Source organism: Terriglobia bacterium, assembly GCA_032252755.1.
GTDB lineage: Bacteria > Acidobacteriota > Terriglobia > Terriglobales > Acidobacteriaceae > JAVUPY01.
On sequence record JAVUPY010000052.1, the window covers coordinates 27,003 to 50,144 of the forward strand.

General features: G+C 57.6%; 20 protein-coding genes. 14 read left to right on the top strand and 6 right to left on the bottom strand.

All coding sequences use genetic code 11. The features are described from left to right. Positions 1-138 precede the first annotated feature (138 nt). Positions 139-858, bottom strand: coding sequence for a hypothetical protein (locus tag ROO76_11495; GenBank protein ID MDT8068775.1), 720 nt, complete (start codon positions 856-858; stop codon positions 139-141). Positions 859-1,033: 175 nt separating this feature from the next. On the opposite strand from ROO76_11495, the gene ROO76_11500 reads away from it, so the two are divergent. The 5 genes from ROO76_11500 to ROO76_11520 all read left to right on the top strand — a co-directional run bounded on the left by ROO76_11500 (position 1,034) and on the right by ROO76_11520 (position 6,095). After that, positions 1,034-2,827 (top strand): methylmalonyl-CoA mutase family protein, encoded by a 1,794-nt coding sequence (locus tag ROO76_11500; protein ID MDT8068776.1) that lies wholly within the window; start codon positions 1,034-1,036, stop codon positions 2,825-2,827. A gap of 118 nt (positions 2,828-2,945) precedes the next feature. After that, the gene (locus ROO76_11505) at positions 2,946-3,356 is read left to right on the top strand and encodes a hypothetical protein (protein ID MDT8068777.1); all 411 of its coding nucleotides are present in this window, start codon (positions 2,946-2,948) and stop codon (positions 3,354-3,356) included. 123 nt (positions 3,357-3,479) lie between these two features. Further along, a complete protein-coding gene (locus tag ROO76_11510) occupies positions 3,480-4,682 on the top strand; it encodes a hypothetical protein (protein ID MDT8068778.1) in 1,203 nt (400 codons plus the stop codon). Between the two features lie 136 nt (positions 4,683-4,818). Continuing rightward, positions 4,819-5,235, top strand: coding sequence for a cobalamin B12-binding domain-containing protein (locus ROO76_11515; protein ID MDT8068779.1), 417 nt, complete (start codon positions 4,819-4,821; stop codon positions 5,233-5,235). A gap of 134 nt (positions 5,236-5,369) precedes the next feature. Continuing rightward, entirely contained in the window at positions 5,370-6,095 is a 726-nt protein-coding gene (locus tag ROO76_11520) for a hypothetical protein (GenBank protein MDT8068780.1), read from the top strand. A gap of 63 nt (positions 6,096-6,158) precedes the next feature. On the opposite strand, the gene ROO76_11525 is transcribed toward ROO76_11520, so the two are convergent. After that, positions 6,159-6,410 carry a hypothetical protein gene (locus ROO76_11525; protein ID MDT8068781.1) on the bottom strand — a complete coding sequence of 84 codons (252 nt, stop codon included), beginning with the start codon at positions 6,408-6,410 and terminating at the stop codon, positions 6,159-6,161. A gap of 284 nt (positions 6,411-6,694) precedes the next feature. Between ROO76_11525 and ROO76_11530 the strand changes: the two genes are divergently transcribed. From ROO76_11530 to iscX, 9 genes are all read left to right on the top strand, one after another. Further along, complete coding sequence (locus tag ROO76_11530) at positions 6,695-7,720, top strand: Ig-like domain-containing protein (protein ID MDT8068782.1); 1,026 nt, start codon at positions 6,695-6,697, stop codon at positions 7,718-7,720. A gap of 244 nt (positions 7,721-7,964) precedes the next feature. Beyond that, positions 7,965-8,405 (top strand): Rrf2 family transcriptional regulator, encoded by a 441-nt coding sequence (locus ROO76_11535; protein MDT8068783.1) that lies wholly within the window; start codon positions 7,965-7,967, stop codon positions 8,403-8,405. A gap of 93 nt (positions 8,406-8,498) precedes the next feature. Continuing rightward, positions 8,499-9,743: an IscS subfamily cysteine desulfurase gene (locus tag ROO76_11540; GenBank protein ID MDT8068784.1), complete on the top strand. Its 1,245-nt coding sequence runs from the start codon at positions 8,499-8,501 to the stop codon at positions 9,741-9,743. A 48-nt stretch (positions 9,744-9,791) separates the two neighbouring features. Continuing rightward, on the top strand, positions 9,792-10,190 hold the full coding sequence (gene iscU, locus ROO76_11545; GenBank protein ID MDT8068785.1) for a Fe-S cluster assembly scaffold IscU: 399 nt from the start codon (positions 9,792-9,794) through the stop codon (positions 10,188-10,190). Positions 10,191-10,199: 9 nt separating this feature from the next. Further along, a complete protein-coding gene (locus ROO76_11550) occupies positions 10,200-10,577 on the top strand; it encodes an iron-sulfur cluster assembly accessory protein (protein ID MDT8068786.1) in 378 nt (125 codons plus the stop codon). A 98-nt stretch (positions 10,578-10,675) separates the two neighbouring features. Then, entirely contained in the window at positions 10,676-11,443 is a 768-nt protein-coding gene (hscB, locus tag ROO76_11555) for a Fe-S protein assembly co-chaperone HscB (protein ID MDT8068787.1), read from the top strand. Between the two features lie 87 nt (positions 11,444-11,530). After that, positions 11,531-13,429: a Fe-S protein assembly chaperone HscA gene (hscA, locus tag ROO76_11560; GenBank protein MDT8068788.1), complete on the top strand. Its 1,899-nt coding sequence runs from the start codon at positions 11,531-11,533 to the stop codon at positions 13,427-13,429. Positions 13,430-13,531: 102 nt separating this feature from the next. Beyond that, complete coding sequence (locus ROO76_11565) at positions 13,532-13,948, top strand: 2Fe-2S iron-sulfur cluster-binding protein (protein MDT8068789.1); 417 nt, start codon at positions 13,532-13,534, stop codon at positions 13,946-13,948. Between the two features lie 3 nt (positions 13,949-13,951). Beyond that, complete coding sequence (gene iscX, locus ROO76_11570) at positions 13,952-14,170, top strand: Fe-S cluster assembly protein IscX (protein ID MDT8068790.1); 219 nt, start codon at positions 13,952-13,954, stop codon at positions 14,168-14,170. 94 nt (positions 14,171-14,264) lie between these two features. On the opposite strand, the gene ROO76_11575 is transcribed toward iscX, so the two are convergent. From ROO76_11575 to ROO76_11590, 4 genes are all read right to left on the bottom strand, one after another. Next, positions 14,265-17,096, bottom strand: a complete 2,832-nt coding sequence (locus ROO76_11575; GenBank protein MDT8068791.1) for a PIG-L family deacetylase — start codon at positions 17,094-17,096, stop codon at positions 14,265-14,267. Positions 17,097-17,105: 9 nt separating this feature from the next. After that, positions 17,106-18,605, bottom strand: coding sequence for an APC family permease (locus ROO76_11580; GenBank protein ID MDT8068792.1), 1,500 nt, complete (start codon positions 18,603-18,605; stop codon positions 17,106-17,108). A 4-nt stretch (positions 18,606-18,609) separates the two neighbouring features. After that, the gene (gene argH / locus ROO76_11585; GenBank protein MDT8068793.1) at positions 18,610-20,130 is read right to left on the bottom strand and encodes an argininosuccinate lyase; all 1,521 of its coding nucleotides are present in this window, start codon (positions 20,128-20,130) and stop codon (positions 18,610-18,612) included. 62 nt (positions 20,131-20,192) lie between these two features. Further along, on the bottom strand, positions 20,193-23,123 hold the full coding sequence (locus ROO76_11590; protein ID MDT8068794.1) for a TonB-dependent receptor: 2,931 nt from the start codon (positions 23,121-23,123) through the stop codon (positions 20,193-20,195). Between the last annotated feature and the right edge of the window lie 19 nt (positions 23,124-23,142).

A 23,142-nucleotide genomic window follows, 5' to 3' on the forward strand; every position in this document is an offset into this window, starting at 1 on the left:
CAACGGAAAGACTCAAACAGGCCCGGTGGAAAAACCGGGCCTTTTCTCCGCCATGGAAAGAAATGCAGGTCCCTCGACTTCGCCGCGCAAAGACTGCGCGGCTGCGCTCGGAATGACGATGAGCATCTGGTAATCAGGCTAATTGCTGCCAGCGGAGGTTTCTTTGGCTTTTTGCTGCTGGGTTTCGTGGAGGCGGGCGTAAATTCGTTCGACTTCTTCGGCGGTGGTTCCGCGCTTATTACGCCACTCTTTGTATTCCTTCCAGACGCGACAGAAGTCGGGGGCGAGATCGGCATCGCAGACTTCGCACATGGGCTGCTGCGGGCGTTCGGTAAGGGTGCGGTCAACGAGTTCCGCGGGAGTGATGTTGCCGAGAAAGCGGTTCTGCAGGCAGGGGTGCTGATCGAGACCGCTGGCTTCGCGGTTGGCGAAGGTGACGCAACTTCCATCCTGGTAGCGGGTAACGAGGTCCATGAAGACGCCAACGACGGGGTGGTTGTAGATGCAGGCGAGGAGGCACTCGCGGTCATGGATGAGGAATTGGACGTCCACACCGATTTCGACGACCCGATAGTTGCCGGCGTGCCGGAATCCGTGCCCTTCGAGAGCGTTGTAGGCCTGGCGCCACTTGTCCTCATCTTTCCAGAGGATCATGGTGGCGGGCTGGAGATGGACTTCGTTAGGGACGCGGTCTCCGGCGCGGCGTGCGACGTCGCGGAAAACTTTCTCGCGCGCGACCGGGTCCGGATGCTTGGGATCCATGGCACGGCGGAGAGTTCGCACCTTCAGCGCCAGCCGAATTCCGAAAAACAGAAAGACGGTGAGGGCTGTGAGAGCAATGATCAGAAGGGCGAACACGAGGGACATCACCTTTGGATTCTATGTGCCGGGCCAGAGAGCGCGCAACCAGAACAGCACCTTAGTTCAGATGATGCCAACGACGCTGCTTTACTCGGCTAAGGGACATCTCTTATGCTGAGGGGTTCGCCTGCGGCGTGGGGTGCGCATCCGAAGCATAGTCGGCGGTGAAAATATGGCTGAGATGAAGAAGAAGAGTACGGCCGAGAGCCCGATCAATGACGTGTTCGAAGGCCGTCATCCTGCGGAGTCGGAGAAGCATTGGGCGGAGAGCACGCTTGCGAAGACGCTCGAGAAGGCTCCGGAACGGCCGATTGGCGCGGCGACAGGAACTAACGTCGATGAGAATGGGCACGCGCGCTTCACGACGATTTCAGGGAAGCCGGTGCGCAGACTGTATACCCCGGCTGATCTTCCCGAAGACTGGAGCTACGAAGACTATCTCGGGTATCCGGGGCAGCCGCCATATACGCGGGGAATTCACGCGACAGGATATCGCGGGCGGCTGTGGACGATGCGGCAGTTCTCGGGATTCGCGTCGCCGGAAGAAACGAACCAGCGCTACAAGGAATTGCTGGCGCACGGCGCAGGCGGCTTGAGCGTTGCGTTCGATTTGCCGACGCTGATGGGCTACGACAGCGACCACGCGTTCAGCGAGGGGGAGGTCGGCAAGTGCGGCGTCGCCATCGATTCGCTCGAGGATATGGAGATTCTGTTCAACGGCATCGACCTGGAGAAGACGACGGTTTCGATGACGATCAATTCTCCGGCTTCGATTCTGTGGGCGATGTACCTGGCAGTCGCGGAGAAGCAGGGCGCGGACCTGGAGAAGATTTCCGGAACGATCCAGAACGACATTCTGAAGGAGTACATTGCGCAGAAGGAATACATCTACCCGCCGGCGCCGTCGATGCGGCTGGTGGTCGATACCTTCGAGTTCGGATCGAAGTTCACGCCGCGCTTCAACACGATTTCGATTTCCGGCTATCACATCCGCGAGGCGGGCTCGACGGCGCTGCAGGAACTGGCGTTCACGATCTATGACGGCGTGGAGTACGTCGAGTGGGCTCGGCGGCGGGGATTGGATGTGGATGAGTTCGGGCCGAGGCTGAGCTTCTTCTTCAACTCGCATAACGACTTCTTCGAGGAGATTGGGAAGTTCAGGGCGGCGCGGAAGATCTGGTACCGGCTGATGAAAGACCGCTTTGGCACGCAGCAGGAACGCACGCGACTGATGCGGTTCCACACCCAGACAGCGGGGGTTTCGCTGACGGCGCAGCAGCCGCTGAACAATATCGCGCGCGTCGCGATCCAGGGGTTGGCGGCGGTGCTCGGCGGGACGCAATCGCTGCACACAGACAGCTACGACGAAGCGCTGGCTCTGCCAACCGCAGAGGCGGCGCGGATATCGCTGCGTACGCAGCAGATCATTGCGTACGAGAGCGGGGTGGCGCAGACAGTCGATCCACTGGCGGGATCGTATTTTGTGGAACGCATGACGCTGGATATGGAGCAGGGTGCATTCGATTACTTCGACAAACTGGATGCTCTGGGCGGCATGGTGAAGGCGATCGAGAAGGGCTATCCGCAGAAAGAGGTGGCGGAATCGAGCTACCAGTTCCAGCGGGCGACGGAAGCTAAAGAGAAGATCACGGTCGGAGCGAACGAGTTCCTCGTTGAAGAACAGCCGCCGGAGATTCTCTACATCGATGAGAGCGTTCGTCAAGCGCAGATGGACAAGCTGCGCGGATTAAAGAAACGGCGAAACAATGACGATGTCCGGCGCGCTCTGGACGCGCTGAAGAGAGCGGCAGCACAGGAACCGAAGGCCGGGACGAACGGCAATATCTCGCCAGTGAACACGATGCCGTTAATCCTCGATGCAGTGAAGGCGTACGCTACGGTGGGCGAGATCTGCGATGCGCTACGCGAGGTGTATGGAACTTACGAAGAGTCTGCGTTCGCCTAGAAGAGACCAACGCCGAGGGTGTTAAGGCGGGAAAAAAGAGATAACCACGGAAGCGCAGACACGCGAAGAAGACTCAACTTCGTGAACCTTGGCGGCCTTCGTGGTTATCTTTTCGAGTATGCGATTCGCAAAAATTGTTTTTGCCGCTGCCGGCATCTGGGGATTCATCGTTCTTACCCCGCTCTTCTTTCTCGAAGACAAAATCGGTCTCACGAATCCGCCTGCCATTACTCACCCCGAATATTTCTACGGGTTCATTTGTGTCGCACTGGCGTGGCAAGTTGCGTTCCTGATCATCGCGAAGGATCCGGTGCGGTTTCGGACGCTGATGATTGCCTGCATGGTGGAGAAGTTCCCGTTCCCGATTGCGTGCACGTTGCTTTACATGCATGGGCGCATTGCGCCGCCGGTTTTAGCGTCAAGCATGGTGGATTTGCTGTTGGGGGTTCTGTTCGTGGCGGCATACATCAGGACCCGCCGCGAAGCGGCGATCCACGATGGACGCCGAGGAGCACGGAGTGTGGCTTGAGGTTCAGGGCACAGGTGCAGGTTTTCCTGTACGTTGCGCCTTGGACCTTATACCAGCAGCCACCACGGCTTTTTCGCCATCTAACTGTGCAGCATGTTCCCCTTCACAAAGGTCTCAAACCGGGTGGCACAGAGACTCGCAGCGGTCTTCTTCTTCACGACGGTGGTGCTGGGACTGGCGTTGTTCGGCTTCTGGCGGTACGTGCATGAACTCACATTGACACTCCCGGTGGCGCCCGCGCCGAAGCCCGTGGCCAATGGAGCGCCGCCGATGCATCGCGTCTCGCCGCTGCTGATGGACTATCGGCTGGACACGCCGGGAAGAGGCGAATTGTTTCCGGCGCTGATGACGGCGTCAGCTTCCGACTACTGGCCCGCTGCGATATTGACGATTACCAATACGGGAAAATCGCCGGCGGTACAGGTGATCACGGCGGAGATTCCGGGATACAGCCGCAAGCTGCGGCAGACGGAAGTCGTGGCCGGAAGGGGCACCGCGACGCTGCGCATCACGCCGGAGTTGCTGCCGCGTGCGTACGAATTGCAAGAGATCGCGCACGCCAGGTTGCATGTCCAGGTGCTCGATGACGGCGGGACGATCATGTTCGCGCAGTCGCGGCCTGTGTTGATTCACAGCGGCAACGACCTTTACTGGGGTAAGCAGTTTGCAAACGCGCAGGTAGTAGCGCGGTGGGTAACGCCGCACGATCCGGCGGTGCTGAAGCTGGTGGCGAGCGCTCACCAGTTCATCTATCACGGGCGCATGCCGGGCTACAACATCAGCACGAAATATGAAAACCGGCTGCCGCCGCAGGTGAAGCGGCAGGCAGAGGCGGTTTTCAAGGCGCTGAAGCGCTCAGGGTTCAGCTACGTTTCGAGTATCTATACGTTCGGCGGCTTCGCCGGAGAGTCGCAGAGGATTCGGTTGCCGCGCGAGACATTGCAGCTCAACACCGCGAACTGCATGGATATCTCGGTGGCGTTCGCGTCGGCGATCGAGAACCTCGACATGGATCCGGTGCTGGTGATCATTCCCGGACACGCCTTCACGGGAGTGCGTCTGGGGCCGCAGTCGCCGGACATCCTGTATCTCGACCTGACGGTGCTGCCGAAAGGTACGTTCGCACAGGCAGAGGCGCGAGCGCAAAATTGGCTCAAGAAGACAAACCCCAACCAAGTGCTGACGATCGATGTGGCGTCGGCGCGGAAGATGGGAATTTATCCCCTGCCGACGGATGGAGCTGCAACGGAGCCGTCGGTGGCGACCGAGACGCTGGGCGGACCGGGGAATTCGCTTAAACCACCGGGAATACCCGAGAAGAGATAAAAGTTAGAAAACCATCGTGCCCACGTCTGCTAACTGCGGCGACGTGCGGAACGGAAACGGCCTGCCGCCCGTTTTTGTGCATTGTTCCAGTACGCGATATCATTGGCAGAACACAGGAGTGATGCGAATAACCCTTATGGCTGCTGAACGCAAGATACGTGTGCTGGTGGCGAAACCGGGACTTGACGGGCACGACCGCGGGGCGAAGGTGATTGCGCGGGCGCTGCGCGACGCCGGGATGGAAGTGATCTATACCGGGCTGCGGCAAACGCCGGAAATGATTATGACGTCGTCGCTGCAGGAAGACGTGGACGTCATCGGGTTATCGATTCTCTCGGGCGCGCACAATGCGATCGTTCCGCGGGTGATGGACCTGCTGAAGCAGAACAAGATGGACGACGTGCTGGTGCTTGTCGGCGGAATCATTCCCGACCAGGATATCGAGAGGCTTAAGAAGGCTGGCGTGGCGGGAATCTTCCAGCCGGGAACGCCGATGGACGATATCGTGAAGTTCATTCGGGAGAACGTGAAGCCCAGAGGGGTCGTCGCTTAAAGGATCGGCTCACCACAGAGACACAGAGACACAAAGGCAAAGAATTCATAAGGACGCCCTGCTACATGCGGGGCGTTTCTTTTTTTCGCTAACAACGAAGGACTCTAAGAGTCACTAGGGTATTCTGGTTCGCGATGGCAAGCGATGAAAAGTTGAAAGAAGTGATTGCGTCAACGGTGGGGCCGGCGCCGTGGTATTGGGAGACATTTCCGAGGCCGACGGGGGCGAGCGGCAAGGGGTACGAGTGGCAGTTCCACAACCCGGAGTCACAGCTGGCATACCTGATCACGCTGCACCTTCCGGGCGAGGCGGACCAACCGCGGCTGGCACTGAATACATACTGCCGCCCCTTCAAGATAAATTCCGATACGTTTGGGGTGTGGTGTCCGGAGGGGAGAAACCTGCGGTTTGTGGCGTTCGATCCGGATTCGCTGAAGGTGTTCGATTTCCAGGAGATCGCCGGATGGTTCAAGAATTCAAGCGAACGGATGTACGCGGCGACAGCACCAATCGCGGAATTCTCGCTTCCTACGACCATGGGAGCGGGGACCCATGAGTTCAAGTTTCCGGAAGAGTTCCACAGCGTGACGGAGTTGCTGACCATCACCGCGCTGCCTTCAACGGCGGCGGACGAGGCGAGTGCGGCGGTTTTCGTGCTTTACCCGCATGCCGGGCTGGTCGAAGTGCTGCCGCAGAAATGGTTTACGCCGAGGAAATTCGATCTTGGATATCAATGGGTGACGCGGGTGGCGCGCGATCCGGAATCGCACCGGATCATTGGGGATGGGATTCGGATGGGAAGCTTCGAATTGGACGATGACGGGATGGAACTAAAGCGGTGGATCGAAATAGAAGGTTAGGAAACGAGCCATCGGCGAACGTGCCATCATGCCACCGTCGGCAGCCAAAAAGCGCATCGCGGCTTACTTTTTCTTTTCATCGTCCAGGAGGCCGAGGCGGATTTCGCCCTCGTCCTCGGGCTTGACCTCGTGGTGCGCGTTCCACCAGCGGATGATTCCAGCCATGATGAGGCCGACGATGAGGCTGATCGCGAGGAACCAGCGGATTACGGGGACCCAAATGAGCAACCCGATTACGACGATTGCCCCGAGTATGAGACCCAGTTTGCCTTTGGTCCAGAGACTGCCTGTGACTCGTGGTGTGTATTGTCGCATAGGGAGATTCTAAGGCGCGCCGATGCGATTTTGCTGCGATTTCTAGCGGTGCAAGGCGGCGTCCCGCTTGCGGCGCGACCAAGGTAATTGTACCGATTCCCGTCCACCTGATTACCAGCTACCACGATTCGTACTCTGGCCCTAGGGAATCTCAGGTGCCCACCTAAGTTCTAAGGCTCATTTAGTTCTGTTGGGCCAGCGACTACTCTCGGATCGTCCGCGCAGACCTTGGACTCTCTGACCTCTGCCTGTGCGTAACTCCACCGCCCCCCGAGGAGGTCGTTTTGGCATCCCCCGATTCTGCCCGAAACACCAGTCGCAAGCAGGTCTTACTCATAGTTGCACTTCTCTCAGCGATAGCTGTGTCACTCGCCACCCCTTCGATCGCACAGACAGTCACAATCAGCCAACCGGCCAACAATTCCACGGTGTCGAGTTCGGTGCAAGTGGTTGCGAAAGCCTCGGACAGCAATGGAATCAAATACACACAGATCTATGTGGACGGATCTGCTAAGTACACCGTTAATTCAAGCTACGTCAATACGACACTGAGTCTGAGCAGCGGGACGCACCGGATCGCCGTGCAGGCGACCGACACGCTGGGAAACCATGGGAAGTCGGTGGTGTATGTCACGGTGTCGAGCACAACGAATCTGACGACCTTCACCCGTATCGAAGAACAATCGGACTGGCAGACGTGCGGGAATTGCGGAAATACCGGCGCGACCGGAGCAACCGCAACGTACTCCATGACGCGCGGTATCAGCAGCCCGTCTCTGGATGGTAGTTCCAGCTCGTTCTCTATTGGGGGATCGTATACGTACAAGAACGCTTATTGGTACATCGGCGACTCTCCCGGCCCAACCAAGCCGGTGCAGTATTTGCGGTATGAGTTCTACCTGTATGTGCCCGGGAAGTATGTGAATGCTCCGCAGGCGATCGAGTTCGAATGCCAGCAAAAGGCAAACGGATACGTTTACAACTTCGCCTGGCAGGCGAATTATGCCGGCAATCAATGGCGCATCTTTGACTATGTGCTTCGCCGGTGGGATTCGACCGGAATTTCGCTAACTCGCTTCTCCGGGGACAAGTGGCACCACATCATTGCCGAGTACCACACGGACGGAACCTCTGTCGTGCATGACGCGTTGACGATCGATGGAGTGCGCCACGTTGTCGGGATCAAGCATCCGGGGAAGTACGTTGGCGGAACGAGCCACTATCTCACGAACGCATTTCAACTCGACCTGAACGGCTCGGCGACACCCTACAAGGTGTACGTGGATGGAATGAAGGTGAGCTACAAGTAAGGCAACGGTTAATTGTGGATTGTGAATCGTGGGCGCCCTGCCCACGATTCATTGCTTTGCGATTTTTTCTCCGACCTTTTTGGTCGTAAATCCATAACGTATTCAATAACTTAGCCTTAGGCGTAAAAGAACAGGCTAAAGACCTTGCATTTTTCCTGCCTGCGCATCTATTCTAAATATGCGACCAAATTGGTCGTAGATTTTTGGAGCCTGAGCCACGGGTTCCGCATCATGAGAGCAGACGATGCTGAAGCTCACTAAGAAAGCTGACTACGGCCTGATTGCCATGCGGCACCTGGCCGAGCACGGCGACTTGGGAGCATGCAGCGCCAAGGACCTGGCGGAGTTGTATGGCATCCCGCAGGAGGCACTGGCGAAGATCCTCCAGAAACTGGTCAAAGCCCAGTTGCTGGTTTCGCAGCAGGGCACGAACGGCGGGTACACGCTGGCGCGGAATCCGGGTGCGATCAGCGCACTGGAGGTTATTCGGGCCATTGAAGGACCGCTCTTTATCACGTCCTGCTCGACCGGTTCGGAGTGTGAGCAGGAGCAACGCTGCAATATTCGTGGGCCACTGCGGAAGGTAAGCAAGACGATTGAAGAAGTTCTGAGCAAACTGACACTGGTGGAGATGACGGAGTCTCACGAGAACGATACACGGGTGGAGTTGATTACGCTGCGTTGAAGGTCGGGGTGTCCCAATGTCTTCTCAAAAGAAGGGACGTGGGCACGGAAGGTTAAAAGATTTATAAGCACGGCTTAGGAGATCGAAGCGGTTATGGCAAATGAAGGTGTGAAGCTGCCGATTTATCTGGATAACCATGCGACCACTCGCGTGGATCCGCGTGTGCTGGAAGCAATGCTCCCGTACTTTTCGGAAACGTTCGGCAATGCCGCCAGTCGGAATCATGAGTTTGGGTGGGTCGCAGAGCAGGCGGTGGAGAAGGGCCGAGAACAGATCGCGAAGCTGATTGGCGCCACGTCGAAGGAGATCATCTTCACTTCCGGCGCGACCGAGAGCGACAACCTCGCGATTAAGGGTATCGCGGAGATGTATCGCGAGAAGGGCGACCACATCATTACGCAGGCGACCGAGCACAAGGCGGTGCTCGATACGTGCAAGCGCCTGGAGAAACATGGGTTCCGAGTGACGTATCTGCCGGTTCAGAAGGACGGCCGCATCGATCTCGATGACTTAAAGCGCGCGATGGATGAGAAGACGATTCTCGTGACCATCATGGCCGCGAACAACGAAATTGGCGTGCTGCAGCCGATTCGCGAAATCGGAGCGCTGTGTCACGAGAAGGGCGTCTTCTTCCATACCGACGCGGTGCAGGCGGTGGGCAAGGTTCCGTTCAACGTGATCACCGATAACGTGGACCTGGCGTCGATCAGCGGACACAAGATTTATGGGCCGAAGGGCGTTGGTGCTCTCTATGTTCGTCGCAAGAATCCTCGCGTTCAACTTGTCGCCCAGATCGATGGCGGAGGACACGAGCGCGGGATGCGTTCGGGGACTCTGAACGTTCCGGGGATCGTCGGAATCGGCAAGGCTTGCGAAATCGCAATGAACGAGATGGAGCAGGAGACGAAGTACCTTAGCGGGTTGCGCGATTCGTTGAAGGACCAGATATTCAGCGAGTTGGACGAGGTATACGTCAACGGTTCGATGGAGCATCGTTTGCCCGGCAACATCAACATTAGTTTTGCGTACGTGGAAGGCGAGTCGCTGCTGATGGGCATCAACGATATTGCTGTGTCGAGCGGTTCGGCCTGCACTTCGGCGACGCTGGAACCTTCGTACGTACTGAAGGCACTGGGTGCGGGCGATGACCTGGCGCATAGCTCGATCCGTTTCGGGATTGGCCGCTTCAATACGCAAGCAGAAGTGAACTACGTGGCGCGGCGCGTCATCGAAACCGTGAAACGGCTTCGCGAACTCTCTCCGTTGTACGAGTTGGCGAAGGAGGGTGTGGATTTGACCAAGGTGCAGTGGGCCGCCACCGCTGAAGGCGGACACTGATCAGGTTCTAACGATTAAGTTTACAGATTTCTGAAATGGAGAAGTGGGATGGCATACAGCGATAAGGTACTGGATCACTACACGAATCCGCGGAACGTTGGCTCGATGGACAAGGCAAACACCGACGTTGGCACCGGGCTGGTGGGAGCTCCGGAATGCGGTGACGTGATGAAGTTGCAGATCAAGGTCAATCCGGAAACCAACGTGATTGAGGACGCAAAATTCAAGACGTTCGGCTGCGGGTCGGCCATCGCGTCGTCTTCGCTCGCCACGGAGTGGGTGAAGGGCAAGACCGTGGATGAGGCTCTGCAGATCAAGAACACGGATATCGTGAAGGAGCTGTCGCTTCCTCCGGTGAAGATCCACTGCTCGGTGCTGGCGGAAGACGCCATCCGGGCGGCGATCAGCGACTGGAAGAAGAAGAACGGGAACGGCGACAGCAAGTAAAGGGAACTCATGGCTGAACTTGTACAACCCGGAAAGCCGGTGGAGACGCCGCCGGCTAAGGGCATCCAGGTCACCGATGCCGCCGTAGAGCGCATCCGCTCAGCGATGGCGAAGGAAGGAATTTCGCCGGAGCAGGGTGGATTGCGTCTGGGCGTGCAGGGTGGCGGCTGTTCGGGGCTGAGCTACAACATCCGCTTCGACACGCAGCCGCGCGAACGAGATCGTATTTTCGAGTTCGGCGGCGTGCGCGTTTTTGTCGATCCGAAATCATTCATTTATCTGCACGGAATGACCCTGGATTGGGAGAACACGCTGATACACCAGGGCTTCGTTTTCGTTAATCCGAACGCGCAGAAGTCGTGCGGATGTGGCAGCTCATTCTCTTAAAAAAGAAGTGGCGGGACCAAGGGGCGAGCAGCGTGTCGTTCGTTGCCCGGAGTTCGTTTGCACTCGTTACCCGGTACTCGTTACTCGGTACTACCTAAATGGCTACGAAAGATTCGGAATCCGCTCCACTGCAACTCGAGGCAAACGGCAGTTCCCTGCTGGCGAAGTGCTGGTCGTGCGGCGATATGCGGGCGGCGCACTTCTGCCAGGCTTGCGGGCATCTGCAGCCTCCGGCGCCGACGGACTACTTTTCGTTCTTCGGGCTCCCGCGAAAGCTGAACGTGGATACGGCGAAACTGGAGTCAGGGTTCTATGGGCTAAGCCGGAAGCTGCATCCCGACCGGTATTCGCTGGCGCAGACGAACGAGAAGGAATGGAGCCTCGAAAAGACTTCACAACTGAATGACGCCTACCGCACGCTGCGCGATCCGGTTTCGCGAACCGTGTATCTGCTGAAGTTGGAAGGCGTGCGTTTCGAGGAGCAGTCAAAAGCGGCGACGGAGGCGGCGCGAACTTCCGGCGAGACGAAGAAGCAGGCGATTCCGCCGAACCTGCTCGAAGAAGTCTTCGAGCTGAATATGCAGTTGGAAGAGGCTCGCATGAATAGGAAGATGGGCGAGTCGGACGAGATCCTGGCTCGCGATCTGCGCGAGACGAAGGCGAAGCTCGAGGCCAAGTACAACGGCATGATGGAAGAGTTGAAACAGTATTGGAACGAGTGGGACGCAGTGATCGATCGCGCGGCGGCAGGCGAAGATGTCAGCGCGGAAGGCAAGCGTGCGCTCGATCATATGTTGGACCTGCTGAACCGGCGCACCTATGTGAGAAATCTGGTGCGCGATGTAAACGAAGTTTTGGAAGATTGAAGAATGGGTAATTTGGCAATTTGTAATTGGTAATTTGAGACGAGAATTGCCAACCGCAAATTACCAATTACAAATCACCAATTACAAATGCCTGAACGCGTCGTAGGAATCGATCTCGGTACCACCAACTCCCTGGTTGGGTTTATGCAAGGCGACCACCCGGTCATCATTCCGGGTGAGGATGGCTCCAATCTTCTGCCGTCCGTGGTTGCGCTGGCGCCCGACGGACAGATCGTCGTCGGCAATTCCGCTCGCACGCACCTGATTGAGACGCCGGAACGAGCGGTGTACTCGGTAAAGCGCCTGATGGGGCGCGGCGTGGAAGACGTGCAAGGGGAATTGAAGTTCTTCCCTTTCCGACTCGCCGAGGACCTTTCGCCGGGCGAAGTGCTGCGCATGAAGCTGGGCGACGAGACGTTTACGCCTCCGGAAATCTCTGCCTACATTCTTCGCCAGTTGAAGCGCAATGCGGAACGTTATTTCAGTGCGCCGGTGAAGCAGGCGGTGATCACGGTTCCCGCCTATTTCAACGACGCACAACGCCAGGCGACGAAAGATGCTGGGCGAATCGCTGGGCTCGACGTCCTGCGGCTCGTGAATGAACCGACGGCGGCGGCCCTTGCATATGGGCTCGACAAGAAGAAGTCAGGCACGGTTGCTGTTTACGATCTGGGTGGCGGAACCTTTGACATCTCCATTCTCAAGTTGCAGGACGGCATCTTCGAGGTGATCGCCACGAATGGCGATACGCACCTTGGTGGCGATGACATTGACAACCTGCTGATCGCGATCGCGCTGGATGATATCCAGGGCGATCTTGTGGTCGATGTCCGTCGCAGCGGCGAGGCTGTGCAGCGGATTCGCAAGGCCGTGATCGAGGCGAAGATTGCACTTTCCGCGAATGATTCCGCGAAACTCGATGTCGAATTACCCGACGGCAAGCGTTACCAGCGCGAGATTCCTCGCACAATGTTCGAGCAGATGATCAAGCCGGTCATCGATCGAACGGTCGGACCGACCAAGCAGGCATTGAAGGACGCAGGGCTGTCGGCGAGCGATGTTGACGAAGTGGTGCTTGTCGGCGGATCCACGCGCATACCGCTGGTTCGGCAACTGGTGAAAGATCTTTTCAAGCGCGAGCCGCATGTCGAGTTAAACCCGGACGAAGTAGTTGCGCTCGGGGCGGCGGTGCAGGCGAACATTCTTGCGGGCGGCTCTGCCGCTACGGAGAACATGCTGCTGCTGGATGTGACACCGCTGTCACTCGGGATCGAAGCGCTGGGCGGAGTGGTCGCAAAGATCATTCATCGCAACTCGACGATTCCAGCCTCAGCAACCGAGCATTTTACAACCGGCGTAGAGGGACAGACCTCGGTTGCGATTCACGTTGTGCAGGGAGAACGCGAACTGGCAAAGGACTGCCGTTCGCTGGCGAGGTTCGACCTCAAGGGCATTCCGCCAATGCCAGCCGGACTGCCGCGGATTGAAGTCAAGTTCCTGATCGACGCGAACGGTATCCTGCACGTTTCCGCGCGCGAGCAGCGCAGCGGCAAGGAAGCTGAGATACAGGTGCAGCCGAGCTATGGGCTTACGGATGAACAGGTCGAGAACATGATCATCGACTCGTTCGACTACGCGGAGCAGGATTTCGCGGAGCGGCAGGTTATCGAGGCGAGCAACGAAGCGAGCACGATCCTGACGGCGCTCGAAAAGGGGCGGAATAGTCCGGCATGGCAGCAACTCAGCACAGAAGAAAGAAACGAGATCGACAAGCATGAGACGGAGTTGCGCGAGGTTGCACAGGGGAACGACTATCGTGCAATTCGCAACGGGATCGATGCTCTGAATAAAGCGACAATGCACCTGGCCGAACTGATGATGGACACTGCGGTCGCCAGCGCGCTTAAGGGTAAGACCATGCAAGAGACGAACGTCGAGGAAGGTCCGGTGGCGCCACACCCGATCGGCAAGGCGGAGTTCCATTAACAGTGGACCGACATCTGCTTACGACGGCGGATGCCGGGCGGTTCAAAGTGTGGGGGAACGGTCGTGGCGTGTGGGGCACGGTCGCGATACGAGACAGAAAATATGGCAGACGAGAAGACTCAGAATAATGGCAGCAGCGTTGCGGTGGAGGGCGCCCAGGAGAACCTTGTGCGCATCACTTTCCTTCCGGAGAACAAGACGGTCGAGTTCGAGCACGGTAAATTGGAGTACCAGGACCATGGCAAGCCGGAATCCATTCTCGACGTCGCACTAAATTTCGGAATTCCGCTAGACCATGCTTGCGGCGGCAACTGCGCGTGCACAACGTGTCACGTTGTCGTAAAGAAAGGCAAAGAGTTGCTAAGTGAGATGGACGATGACGAGGCCGACCGACTCGACATGGCGGCCGATCTCCAGTTAAACTCGCGTCTCGGCTGCCAGGTACAGATTGAGAAGCCCGGCGAGATCGTTGTGGAAATCCCCTCGTGGAACAGAAACTACGTTTCGGAAGGACACTGAAATATGGCGCTCCAACTGACATGGGATGACACCGAAGACATCGGCATCGAACTCGCCGAAAAATTCCCAAAGCAGAACCCGCTCGAAGTACGGTTCACGGATCTGCACCGGATGGTCGTCGAACTGCCAGGTTTCGATGACGACCCGAAAGGTTCTAACGAGAGCAAACTCGAAGCCATCCAAATGGCATGGTACGAGGAGTGGCAGGATCGCAACGGATAGCTTAGCTCTAAATCAGTAACTTACAACTGACAGAGTCACAGTGATCCGTTTTCCGTACTGTTCAAAAGCAAATAGTTCTGTTGCCTACCCAGCGTCAGTGCTTGTTGGCCGCCTGCCTCGTCTCCGTGCCGGCGAGTGCCGGATTTCGCGCGAGGCTGACGGCATTTGCGAAGAGGCGGAAGGCTCCTGGAACACCTTCCGGAAGCTGACGATAGAGAGCGTACGCGGCATAGATGTACACGCCCTTGCCGTAGTGCGCATAGAGGAGCCCGCCCTTCTGCGGATCCTGGTCGGGATCGTGGACCTCGGTCAGAGCGACGTAGTGGGGATCCCAGCTTTTCATGAAGCTGTGGCCGCGCTCTTCGACCCAGCCGTCGAAGTCCGCCGAGGTGATTCGATTGGGCCACGCCATCAGCGGATTGCCGGGATCAAGGATTTTGACCTTCGCGGCCTCGTCGACGACTTTTTCCGGATCGTTGGTGAGCGAGTAGGGGTAGGGTCCGTAATTGTGGTCATACTGCCCGGAGTTGTACTGCACAAACAGGACGCCGCCGTTGGCGACGTACTTCAGCAGTCGTCCGTTGTAAGTGACGAGGTCCGGACGCGCGGCGTAGGCACGCACGCCGAGAACGATGCAGTCGTACCTGGAGAGATCCGCAGTGGCGATGTCTTGCGGGCTGAGGAATTTTGCATGAATGCCTATGTCCTGCAGTGACTGTGCGACCTCGTCGCCGGTGCCTTCCACGTAGCCGACATTGAGATTGGGAGCAACCTTGAGGTCAACGCCCTGGGTGCGGTAAGTCGCAGGCTCATAGAGCGGATACGGACGCAGTCCCTCGTAGCCGGTCATATCGAATCCCTGCTTGTAGCTGTGGCCGTTGTAGGTGGCAACAGCCGTGATGTGGTATGGCTTCTGTTCGAGTTGACTCGGAGTGACCGAGAATGCCACCTCTTGCTGCTCGCCATTCTTGGCGAGATCGAACTCGGCTTCGGCGGGAGAGGCGGTCCAGCCGGACGGAAGTTCCAGCTTAACGGTGCCCTTGGCATCACCCTTCACACTAGATTGCAAACTCACATCCAGGTTGAACTTCGTTCCCCCGAGCGGCACCACGCCGGCCTTCGGCGTCATGGTGACGGAGATCGCCGGCCCGACTACAAGCGGCTGGTAAACGATGCCGGGGCCAGTGACCCTCTGAACGGTTTGCACCACTTGCCGGAGCGTGATCGGCTCGCCGTCGTAGGTGAGTTGCAGTTCCGCGGAAAGGGGATAAGGAGTCGTGGGCAGGGACAGGTCCGTTTCGTTGTGGATGTCGTAGTAAGGCTGCTCGGTGTTGGGCCGGCTGAAATAAGGCGCCGTAAAGGCAGCGTTCTGTGGGACGGTGACCTTGAATTTCTGCGAATCATTCTTGTTGTTCGCCAGCTCGGAGACGAATTGGGTCACCGGTTCCACCGTCCATTGCTCACCGGCGGGTGTATGGAGAGCGAGACTGGAAACCTGCACCGGAACGGAACCCTGGTTCGTAGCGCTTACCTTGACATAAAACGTCTGACCGGGGATCGCAACCTGGAAAGTTTCGGGCGTACCGAAGAACATGGCGAAGCGGCCCGTCGGATCCTTCTCAGGTGCGACAGTAGCCAGCATGGTCAGGCCGAGCGATTCGACGAGGGCATCATTGAACTGAACTTCCTTCACGCGCAATTCGTGGTTAACGTTGTACTTGGATTCCGCCGATAGGTTGCTTGTATCTACGGCGGCAATGAGTGCGCGCGTTGCCTTGAGCCCACGGGCCAGTTCCGGCGCGATCGTCTGCGGATGCTGGAAGTCGAATTTTGCAACCGCTTCCTGGACAGCGGAGTTAACCTCCTCGAGTCCTTTCTTCAGGAACGCGGGGTCGCCACCCTTGGCAAGATCGGCGATTCCCATCAGCGAAACGTCAATACCATCGAAGAAGCTGCTTTCCTTCTCGGGAACCTGCACATCCGACGCCCAGCGGTGGTATCCGACCGGGGAACCGCCGGCCGGTGCGGGTCCGGTGCCGCCGTTTTGCGACTTTTGAAATCCAAGCCCGGTGCGTGCAATCTGCACGTAGTTCTGGCCGAGAATCGGGTCGTAGTCGGAAGAAGGCACTTCGAGCTGAACGGACAGCGGACCATCGTTCCACTTTTTGTGAACGTAATCGTAAAAGCGGACGGGAACATACTTGCCAGTGGCGTAATCGTAGAGGCCCTTGGGATCGTTCATTGCGAACCAGGGGCTGCGCGAGTAGACCTTGAGTGGCTTCCAAGGCAGCAGTCCAGCCTTGATCTGGTCTGGGAAGACATTCGGATCTGCCGCAGCGGTGAACGCCTCCTGCGCCATAACTCCAGCAATCTGGTGATTGCCATGGCCGTCCGTGGGACCGCCGACAAAGACCGAGGTGACGACGAGCGGACGCGTCATGCGGATCACGCGGACAACGTCGTAGAGCACACGATCGTGTCCCCATTTTTCGAGAGCTTCTTCTTTCGTCTTGGAAAAGCCATAATCGGCGACGCGGGTAAAGTACTCGCTCACACCGTAGTAACGATCAGCCTGCAACAGTTCCTGGGTACGGACTTCCCCGAGAGCGTCATAATAGTCATGGCTCATGATGTTTTGGCCACCCTCACCGCGGTTCAGGGTGAGGAGGACGGCACGGGCGCCTTTGCCGCGCGACTCGTAAGTCAGCATCCCACCATCTTCGTCGTCAGGATGAGCGGTGATCATGATCAGGCTTGCGCGGGTTTGCAATTTTCGCAAGCTCTGTGCGAGCGCGATAGAGCCACGGTCGAGAGGCAAATTGTTCGCATCCGTGGCAGGACGCGTCGAAACGGTAATCGGGGTTTGCGCCCAGCCCGTAAGACTTACCGACATGATGGCAATAACTGCAACCAGGAAGTTCCGCATGACGTCTCCTCAGACTCTCTCGATATCTGTCTGAACTGCCACTTCAGCCGCCGCCTGCAACTCCAAGGCGTTTCCGAATGGCCATTCCTTGCGAACCACGGCGCGGACGAGGTAAATCGCCGTGCCAATTACCAGCAGTACGAGCGCGTACTTGATTTCCTTACCGAAGTTGGGCCGGGAAAACAGGATGTAAATGAACCCCACCGCCGCAATCAGAGACGGCAGAGGATAAAACCACATTCGGAACGGGCGGCGAAGATCGGGGCGCCGAATCCTGAGGATGATGGCTCCTACTGCCTGCAACAGGAACTGCAGCAGGATGCGAATCACGACGAGCGCGGCGATAACGTCAGCCAGCGAGAGGAAACAGAACGCCAGCGCAACGATCCCCAGTACCAGCAATGACACGTATGGGAACTTGTGCTTCTTGTGAAGCCTGGCGAACACCCTGAAGTAGTTGCCGTCAAGGGCGGCCGCGTAGGGTACGCGCGAGTATCCCAGCAGCAGCGAGAACACGGACGCAAACGCTGTCCACACTATCAACGCGGTTATGGCGTATCCCGCCCAGGAGCCGTAGATGCGCTGCATGAGCACCGACATCACATAGAAGCGGGTGTCGGATCTCCCGGTAGCCACCAGTTCCTGCCACGGAATGACTCCGATCACGCTGATGTTCATCGTGATGTAGAGAATTGCAATCACCACGATTGAAATAAGGACAGCGCGCGGAATGTTCTTTTCTGCGTCTTTGATCTCCTCGCCGAGATAGCAGACGTTGTAGTAGCCCCAGTAGTCGTAAGTCGCCACCAGCATGGCAGCACCGAGTCCGGTGAAGAATTGGGGGGTGAGATGAAAAGCGTCCTTCGGAAAGGAGAACGCGAGCTTCGCGTTGAAGTGGGTTATGCCGGCGAAGATGATCCAACCGAGAGCGAGAAATACTCCGCCAGAAAGGACATGCGACAACCGGGCGATCGCGGTTGTGCGCCGATAGAGCAAGATCACCGCAAGAACAACGACCCCGAGCGCGAGGAAGGTTCCTATGCCGACCGTGGCACGCGCTTCCAATCTTCCGAGAAACGGCAAAGTCGCACTGAGATCGTGCGCGGCGATTTCGGTCTTCAACCGCGGAAAGAAATAGCTGCTGTAGTGCGCCAGCCCGATCGCCCCGGAAGCGATGGACAGCGGCGCTGAAAACGTAAGCTGCCAGATGAACAGGAAGCTGATGAGGCGTCCGAGTTTGGTTGGACCGTAAATCTCCTTCAGGTAGTAGTACGATCCGCCGGCGTTCGGCATGCTGGCGGCGAGCTCCGAGATGACCAGACCGTCGCACATGGCGAAGAATGCGCCGAAGATCCAGCCCAGCATCGCCTGCGGACCACCCATCGCACCGATGATCAGCGGCAGGGTTATGAATGGCCCTACACCCACCATGTCCAGCATGTTGAGCAAGACAGCGGTCCGCAAGCCCATCCCGCGAATCAGCCGGTTTTCCGATTGGGTTTGGGACATAGGCTCAGTCGGTAAAATTCAAGAGCTCCCGTTTCGCTTTTTCGATTTTTTTGGGAAACGCGCGTTCCTGCTCTCTTTTTTCGTTTACCCATTTTGCGGCCGCGTTCATCTCCGTGCGCGCCACGTCGATTGCTGCCTGGACCGCCTTTGGCGCGGGGCCACCGGGAATCTCCCGAATCGCAACAAAGTGCCGTGCGTCAAGCGACTCCAGCAGGACCGTGCGGGAAACAGTTAGAGAACGCCCGATCACCTCTGGAGCAAGACGAATGACTTCCCCTACCATGCGGTCGCGATCGTATTTGCCACAAGCGACAACCGCCGTGTGCACGAGGCGGTGCGCCATGCGGAAACTCAGCCCTTCGCGACGCACCAGCGTATCGGCGAGTTCGGTGACCGAGAGGAAGTCTCCCTGCGCTCGATCAGCCATATGCTCGCGGTCGACTTCGCAGTGCCGCATGACACCGGCAAACAGTTTGAGAGCTCGAGACGCATCCCGAAACATGGAAAAGACCAGCGGCTGGAGATCGTCTTCGCTGTCGACGATATCGCCGAAGGGTGTGTTATGCGCGCACGTCATAACTGCCTGTGCCTGCGAAAAAGCCTTCGAGGCCAGGATACGCGTGTGCTCCAGGGACACGGGATTGCGCTTCTGCGGCATGATGCTGCTGGTCTGCACGTAGGCGTCGGTCAATCGGAGGAAACCAAATTCCTTCATGCACCACTGGAGCAGATCCTGCACATGCTTGCCCAGGCTCACCATGCAAACGGCGATTGCCCCCGCCGATTCGGTGACATAATCGATGGCGGCGATGGCGCCATAAGAATTTAGTTGCAAGCCTTCAAAACCGAGGAGTTCCGCGGTGTAGTCACGGTCGATTGGAAACGCGGTGGTAGTAATCGCACAGGCTCCGAGAGGGTTGCGATTAATGGTGCTCCAGCAAGCTCGCAGGCGTTCGAAATCGCGCCCGAAGAATTCCACGGCGGCCATGAGGTAATGCGCAAAGGTCGAAGGTTGTGCCGGTTGGGTGTGCGTATAAGCCGGCATGATGGTGTCGATGTTGGCTGCGGCGAGTTCCAGCAGCGCGGCGCGCGCGTCGAGTACGTGCTCGGCCACCTTCAAGACCTCGGCCCGAACGGTCATGCGGTAGAGCGTCAGGTCGATGTCGTTCCGGCTCCTGGCCGTGTGCATTCGGCCCGCCAGGTCCACCCCGACTGCGTCGGCCAGTTTCTCCTCGACAAAGAAGAAGAGGTCCTCGCAGGAACCGTCGTAGGCAGCGGATTTGATTTCATCGAGTTGCAGCGAATCAAGGGCCTTGAGGCAGGCACGGGCGTCATCCGGCGAGATAATCTTCTGCTTCGCCAGCATAAGCGTATGTGCATAGTGCATTTGCACGAGCGCGGACAAAAAGAAACGCTTGCCATCTTCGAAATTCGGTGTGAGAACCGTTTCGGCGTATACGGGAGCCGGAAAGTTTTCAGCGGCGGGACCCGCTGCGATACCGTTTTTTTTCGAATCAGAGTTCAACGGTTTCTCCTACCTGGCCTGGATAACCCGGGCCCGCCGAATGGGGACGGCGGGCCCTTCGACTAGAAGCGTACTCCAAGTCCAACCTGAACAATTCGACCTTCCAGTACAGTTCCGGTCGGAGCCAACGTTGGAGCTGAAGTGATATTGCCGAGTGAATCAACACCGGCAACCGTATTCAAGCTAGTGACGTTGGGGTGATTGAACACATTGTTAGCCTCGAACACGAACTGCGGCTTTACTCGCTCCCACAGGTTCGCGAGTTCGCGCGTGTACCGCAGGTCGACCTGGTAAATGCTCGGGCCGCGGACTGAGTTGCGGCCGACAAATGCCGGGCGCGTCACCGAGGCCGAAATGGGATCGCCGTTCAGCGCCTTGTTCACGACGATGTTCTGCTGATCGCCAGAAGAGAGGTTTGCCAGAATGGCGAATGTGTTGCCATTCACGATGTGCCGAAGCACAGAATTGCCGGTGTTCGTTGTGGGCTGCAGGACCGTACTGATCGTGAGGGCCTGCGGGCGATTCGACAGGGTATTTCCGCGATCACGACTGATGTTCGTCGCATCTTCGATCGGCAGGTTTTGCTCGAAGCTGTTGGCATCCGGTGCATTGCTGATGGAATGCGACCAGGTGTACGAAGCGCTCAACTCCACACCTTGGGACAACCGGTGCGTGTAGTTCATAACGAGCGCGTCGTAGTTCGAATTTGCCCCGCTTGTCTGCAGCGTAATGCTGTTGAACTCGGGGAACAAACGGGTGCTCGCATTGACGGCCGAGTCAAACACGGGACGGCCGTCAGCCAGCGTGCCGATAGGATTGATTAGATTCATATTCCGCAGGTATTCCAGATTGCGGCCGGCGGTATGCACATATCCCAACGTCAAGCCGTCACTCTTGGAAAGCTGCTGTTGCACCTGCAGGCTGAAGTTCAGTGTGTAGGCATTCTTGAAGTTCGGAGCAGTCGAGGTGATGCTCGGCGGTGTACTCGCCGACGGCACCGACGACACGATGGTGGGAAATGCCGGCGCTCCCGGTGAAGTTGGCTGGAACGTGGCACTTGAAAGGGTACCGTTATTCAGCAGGGGGTTGAACCACGTGTTCGTCGCCGGGTTATCGTAGAACACTCCTGCGGAGCCGCGCAGAACGGTTTTGCTGGTAAGCCCATAAGCAAATCCGAAGCGCGGACTGAAATTAGCGCTCGGCGAATTGAACTTGCGGGAATAGACGAACAGCGCGTTGGAATCGGCCGGCGGCGGAGTGTACTTGTCATACCTCAAGCCGTAGATCAGCATCAATTTCGGCGTTATCTGCCAGCTGTCCTGGGCGTACATTCCGAAGAATACAGACTTGTAGGTCGGAACCGTTCCGCCATTGCTGACCGTCGCGGTACTGTAAGCGAACGGATTGGCACCGGACTCGGCAGCGAGATAGTTCTGGATCGCGGTGTTCCCGCCCGAGGCGCTGAAGGTGTACATCATGTAGGCGGTCGCACGTTGCAGGTCGATGTTCTCTTGCCAGTTTCCGCCGAACTTAAACGAATGGTTGCCGCGAATCCATGTCAGGTTCTCGTTGAAGCTGGGGATTTTTTCATCGAAGACGTCGCCCGCGCCCGTGGTTCCATTGAAGATCGCCGCGCCCGAGACATTGATCACCGGACCCGGCCCCGTCAGAGATCCCGGGAAGTGCATGTTCTTGCGGAACGCGTACGAGAAGCGGAACTCGTTCAACAGGCTATTGCTTAGGGTGGAGACCAACTGGAATCCAGCTACGTGCGCACGATCCTTAAAATCGGAGAAAGCATCGAGCGCGCTCAATCCGCCGGACGTTGTGTTGAAGGGGAAGTTGTTGCGGAAGTAATTGTAGCGGAAGAACACCGAATTCTTTTTGCTGACGACCCAGTCGGTGCGGCCATCGACGAACTGGCCGTGCAGCAGGCCGGGGCCGGAGCCCAGGAGGTCCGGACTGATTCCAAGCGCCGCGGCATTGGCCGCCGTAATAGTAACCGGAGTCGGTTGTCCTCGGGTCAAGTGCTCGTAGGCCCCGAACCAGAACAGTTTGTCCTTGATGATGGGACCGCCGACGTCCGCGGCGTAGTCATTCAATCTCAGTTCCGGTTTTGGAGCAGTCGGAGACAGAAGAATGGGTCGCGCGGTCGCATCCACCCACCGGTGCAGGTAGTTGAACTCGCCGTGAATGTTGTTGGTTCCCGAGTTGGTTATGACGTTGTAGATGTTGCCGGAGGTGCCTCCGAACTCAGGCGCGTAGCTGTTGGAAACCGTCTGCACCTCACGAACAAAAGTCTGCGAAATCGGAAACAGGCGCAGTCCATGGCGGTCGGTTTGCGTGTCGACCATGCCGTCCATCTGGTAGTTAATCCGGTCGAGTAGCCCGTTGGTGTTGACAGTACGCGGGATGCCAAGTTCCGGGTTCGGGTGTCCGCTGACGCCGGGCTGGAACAAGATGAAGTTATACGGGTTGCGCGACGTCAACGGAAGATTGGCGATTTCGACCGACGAAATCGTTCGCCCTATATCGGCTTGCGTCGTCTGCACGACAGGAACGGCGTTCGTCACCTCGACCACGGTTTCCACAGTGGCCGGCTTCATAGGCGCGTCCACCACGGCTTCCCTGCCAGCCTCCAAGCGGACATTGGCAGCCTTGATAGTGGAAAACCCCTGCTTGGTGATTGTCACTTCATACGGTCCCAGTGGAAGATTCGGCAGGACGTAATAACCGTCGCTGTTGCTTTCAATGCTGCGGCTGAAACCCGTTGCGGTATTGCGCACGACAACCGTCGCGCCTGGCACAGCGGCGCCCGAGGCATCGGCGACCCGGCCACGAATGGAGCCGTTGATCGCCTGCGATTGCGACCACACACACACTGCGGCCAAAAGAATCAACACGACCAGCATGGCGGCTGAGCGAACAAATTGTTCGCACAGTCTCGCACCGGTAACGCGAACTGACTCATCATGCTGAATATTGTTTGACATTGTTCACCCCACCTTTCCA

Bases quoted from the DNA above. Each gene is read 5' to 3' on its own strand.
- ROO76_11500 (MDT8068776.1), top strand. From the start codon at position 1,034: ATGGCTGAGATGAAGAAGAAGAGTACGGCCGAGAGCCCGATCAATGAC.
- ROO76_11505 (MDT8068777.1), top strand. From the start codon at position 2,946: ATGCGATTCGCAAAAATTGTTTTTGCCGCTGCCGGCATCTGGGGATTC.
- ROO76_11515 (MDT8068779.1), top strand. From the start codon at position 4,819: ATGGCTGCTGAACGCAAGATACGTGTGCTGGTGGCGAAACCGGGACTT.
- ROO76_11520 (MDT8068780.1), top strand. From the start codon at position 5,370: ATGGCAAGCGATGAAAAGTTGAAAGAAGTGATTGCGTCAACGGTGGGG.
- ROO76_11525 (MDT8068781.1), bottom strand. From the start codon at position 6,410: ATGCGACAATACACACCACGAGTCACAGGCAGTCTCTGGACCAAAGGC.
- ROO76_11535 (MDT8068783.1), top strand. From the start codon at position 7,965: ATGCTGAAGCTCACTAAGAAAGCTGACTACGGCCTGATTGCCATGCGG.
- ROO76_11540 (MDT8068784.1), top strand. From the start codon at position 8,499: ATGGCAAATGAAGGTGTGAAGCTGCCGATTTATCTGGATAACCATGCG.
- iscU (MDT8068785.1), top strand. From the start codon at position 9,792: ATGGCATACAGCGATAAGGTACTGGATCACTACACGAATCCGCGGAAC.
- ROO76_11550 (MDT8068786.1), top strand. From the start codon at position 10,200: ATGGCTGAACTTGTACAACCCGGAAAGCCGGTGGAGACGCCGCCGGCT.
- hscB (MDT8068787.1), top strand. From the start codon at position 10,676: ATGGCTACGAAAGATTCGGAATCCGCTCCACTGCAACTCGAGGCAAAC.
- hscA (MDT8068788.1), top strand. From the start codon at position 11,531: ATGCCTGAACGCGTCGTAGGAATCGATCTCGGTACCACCAACTCCCTG.
- ROO76_11565 (MDT8068789.1), top strand. From the start codon at position 13,532: ATGGCAGACGAGAAGACTCAGAATAATGGCAGCAGCGTTGCGGTGGAG.
- iscX (MDT8068790.1), top strand. From the start codon at position 13,952: ATGGCGCTCCAACTGACATGGGATGACACCGAAGACATCGGCATCGAA.
- ROO76_11575 (MDT8068791.1), bottom strand. From the start codon at position 17,096: ATGCGGAACTTCCTGGTTGCAGTTATTGCCATCATGTCGGTAAGTCTT.
- ROO76_11580 (MDT8068792.1), bottom strand. From the start codon at position 18,605: ATGTCCCAAACCCAATCGGAAAACCGGCTGATTCGCGGGATGGGCTTG.
- ROO76_11590 (MDT8068794.1), bottom strand. From the start codon at position 23,123: ATGTCAAACAATATTCAGCATGATGAGTCAGTTCGCGTTACCGGTGCG.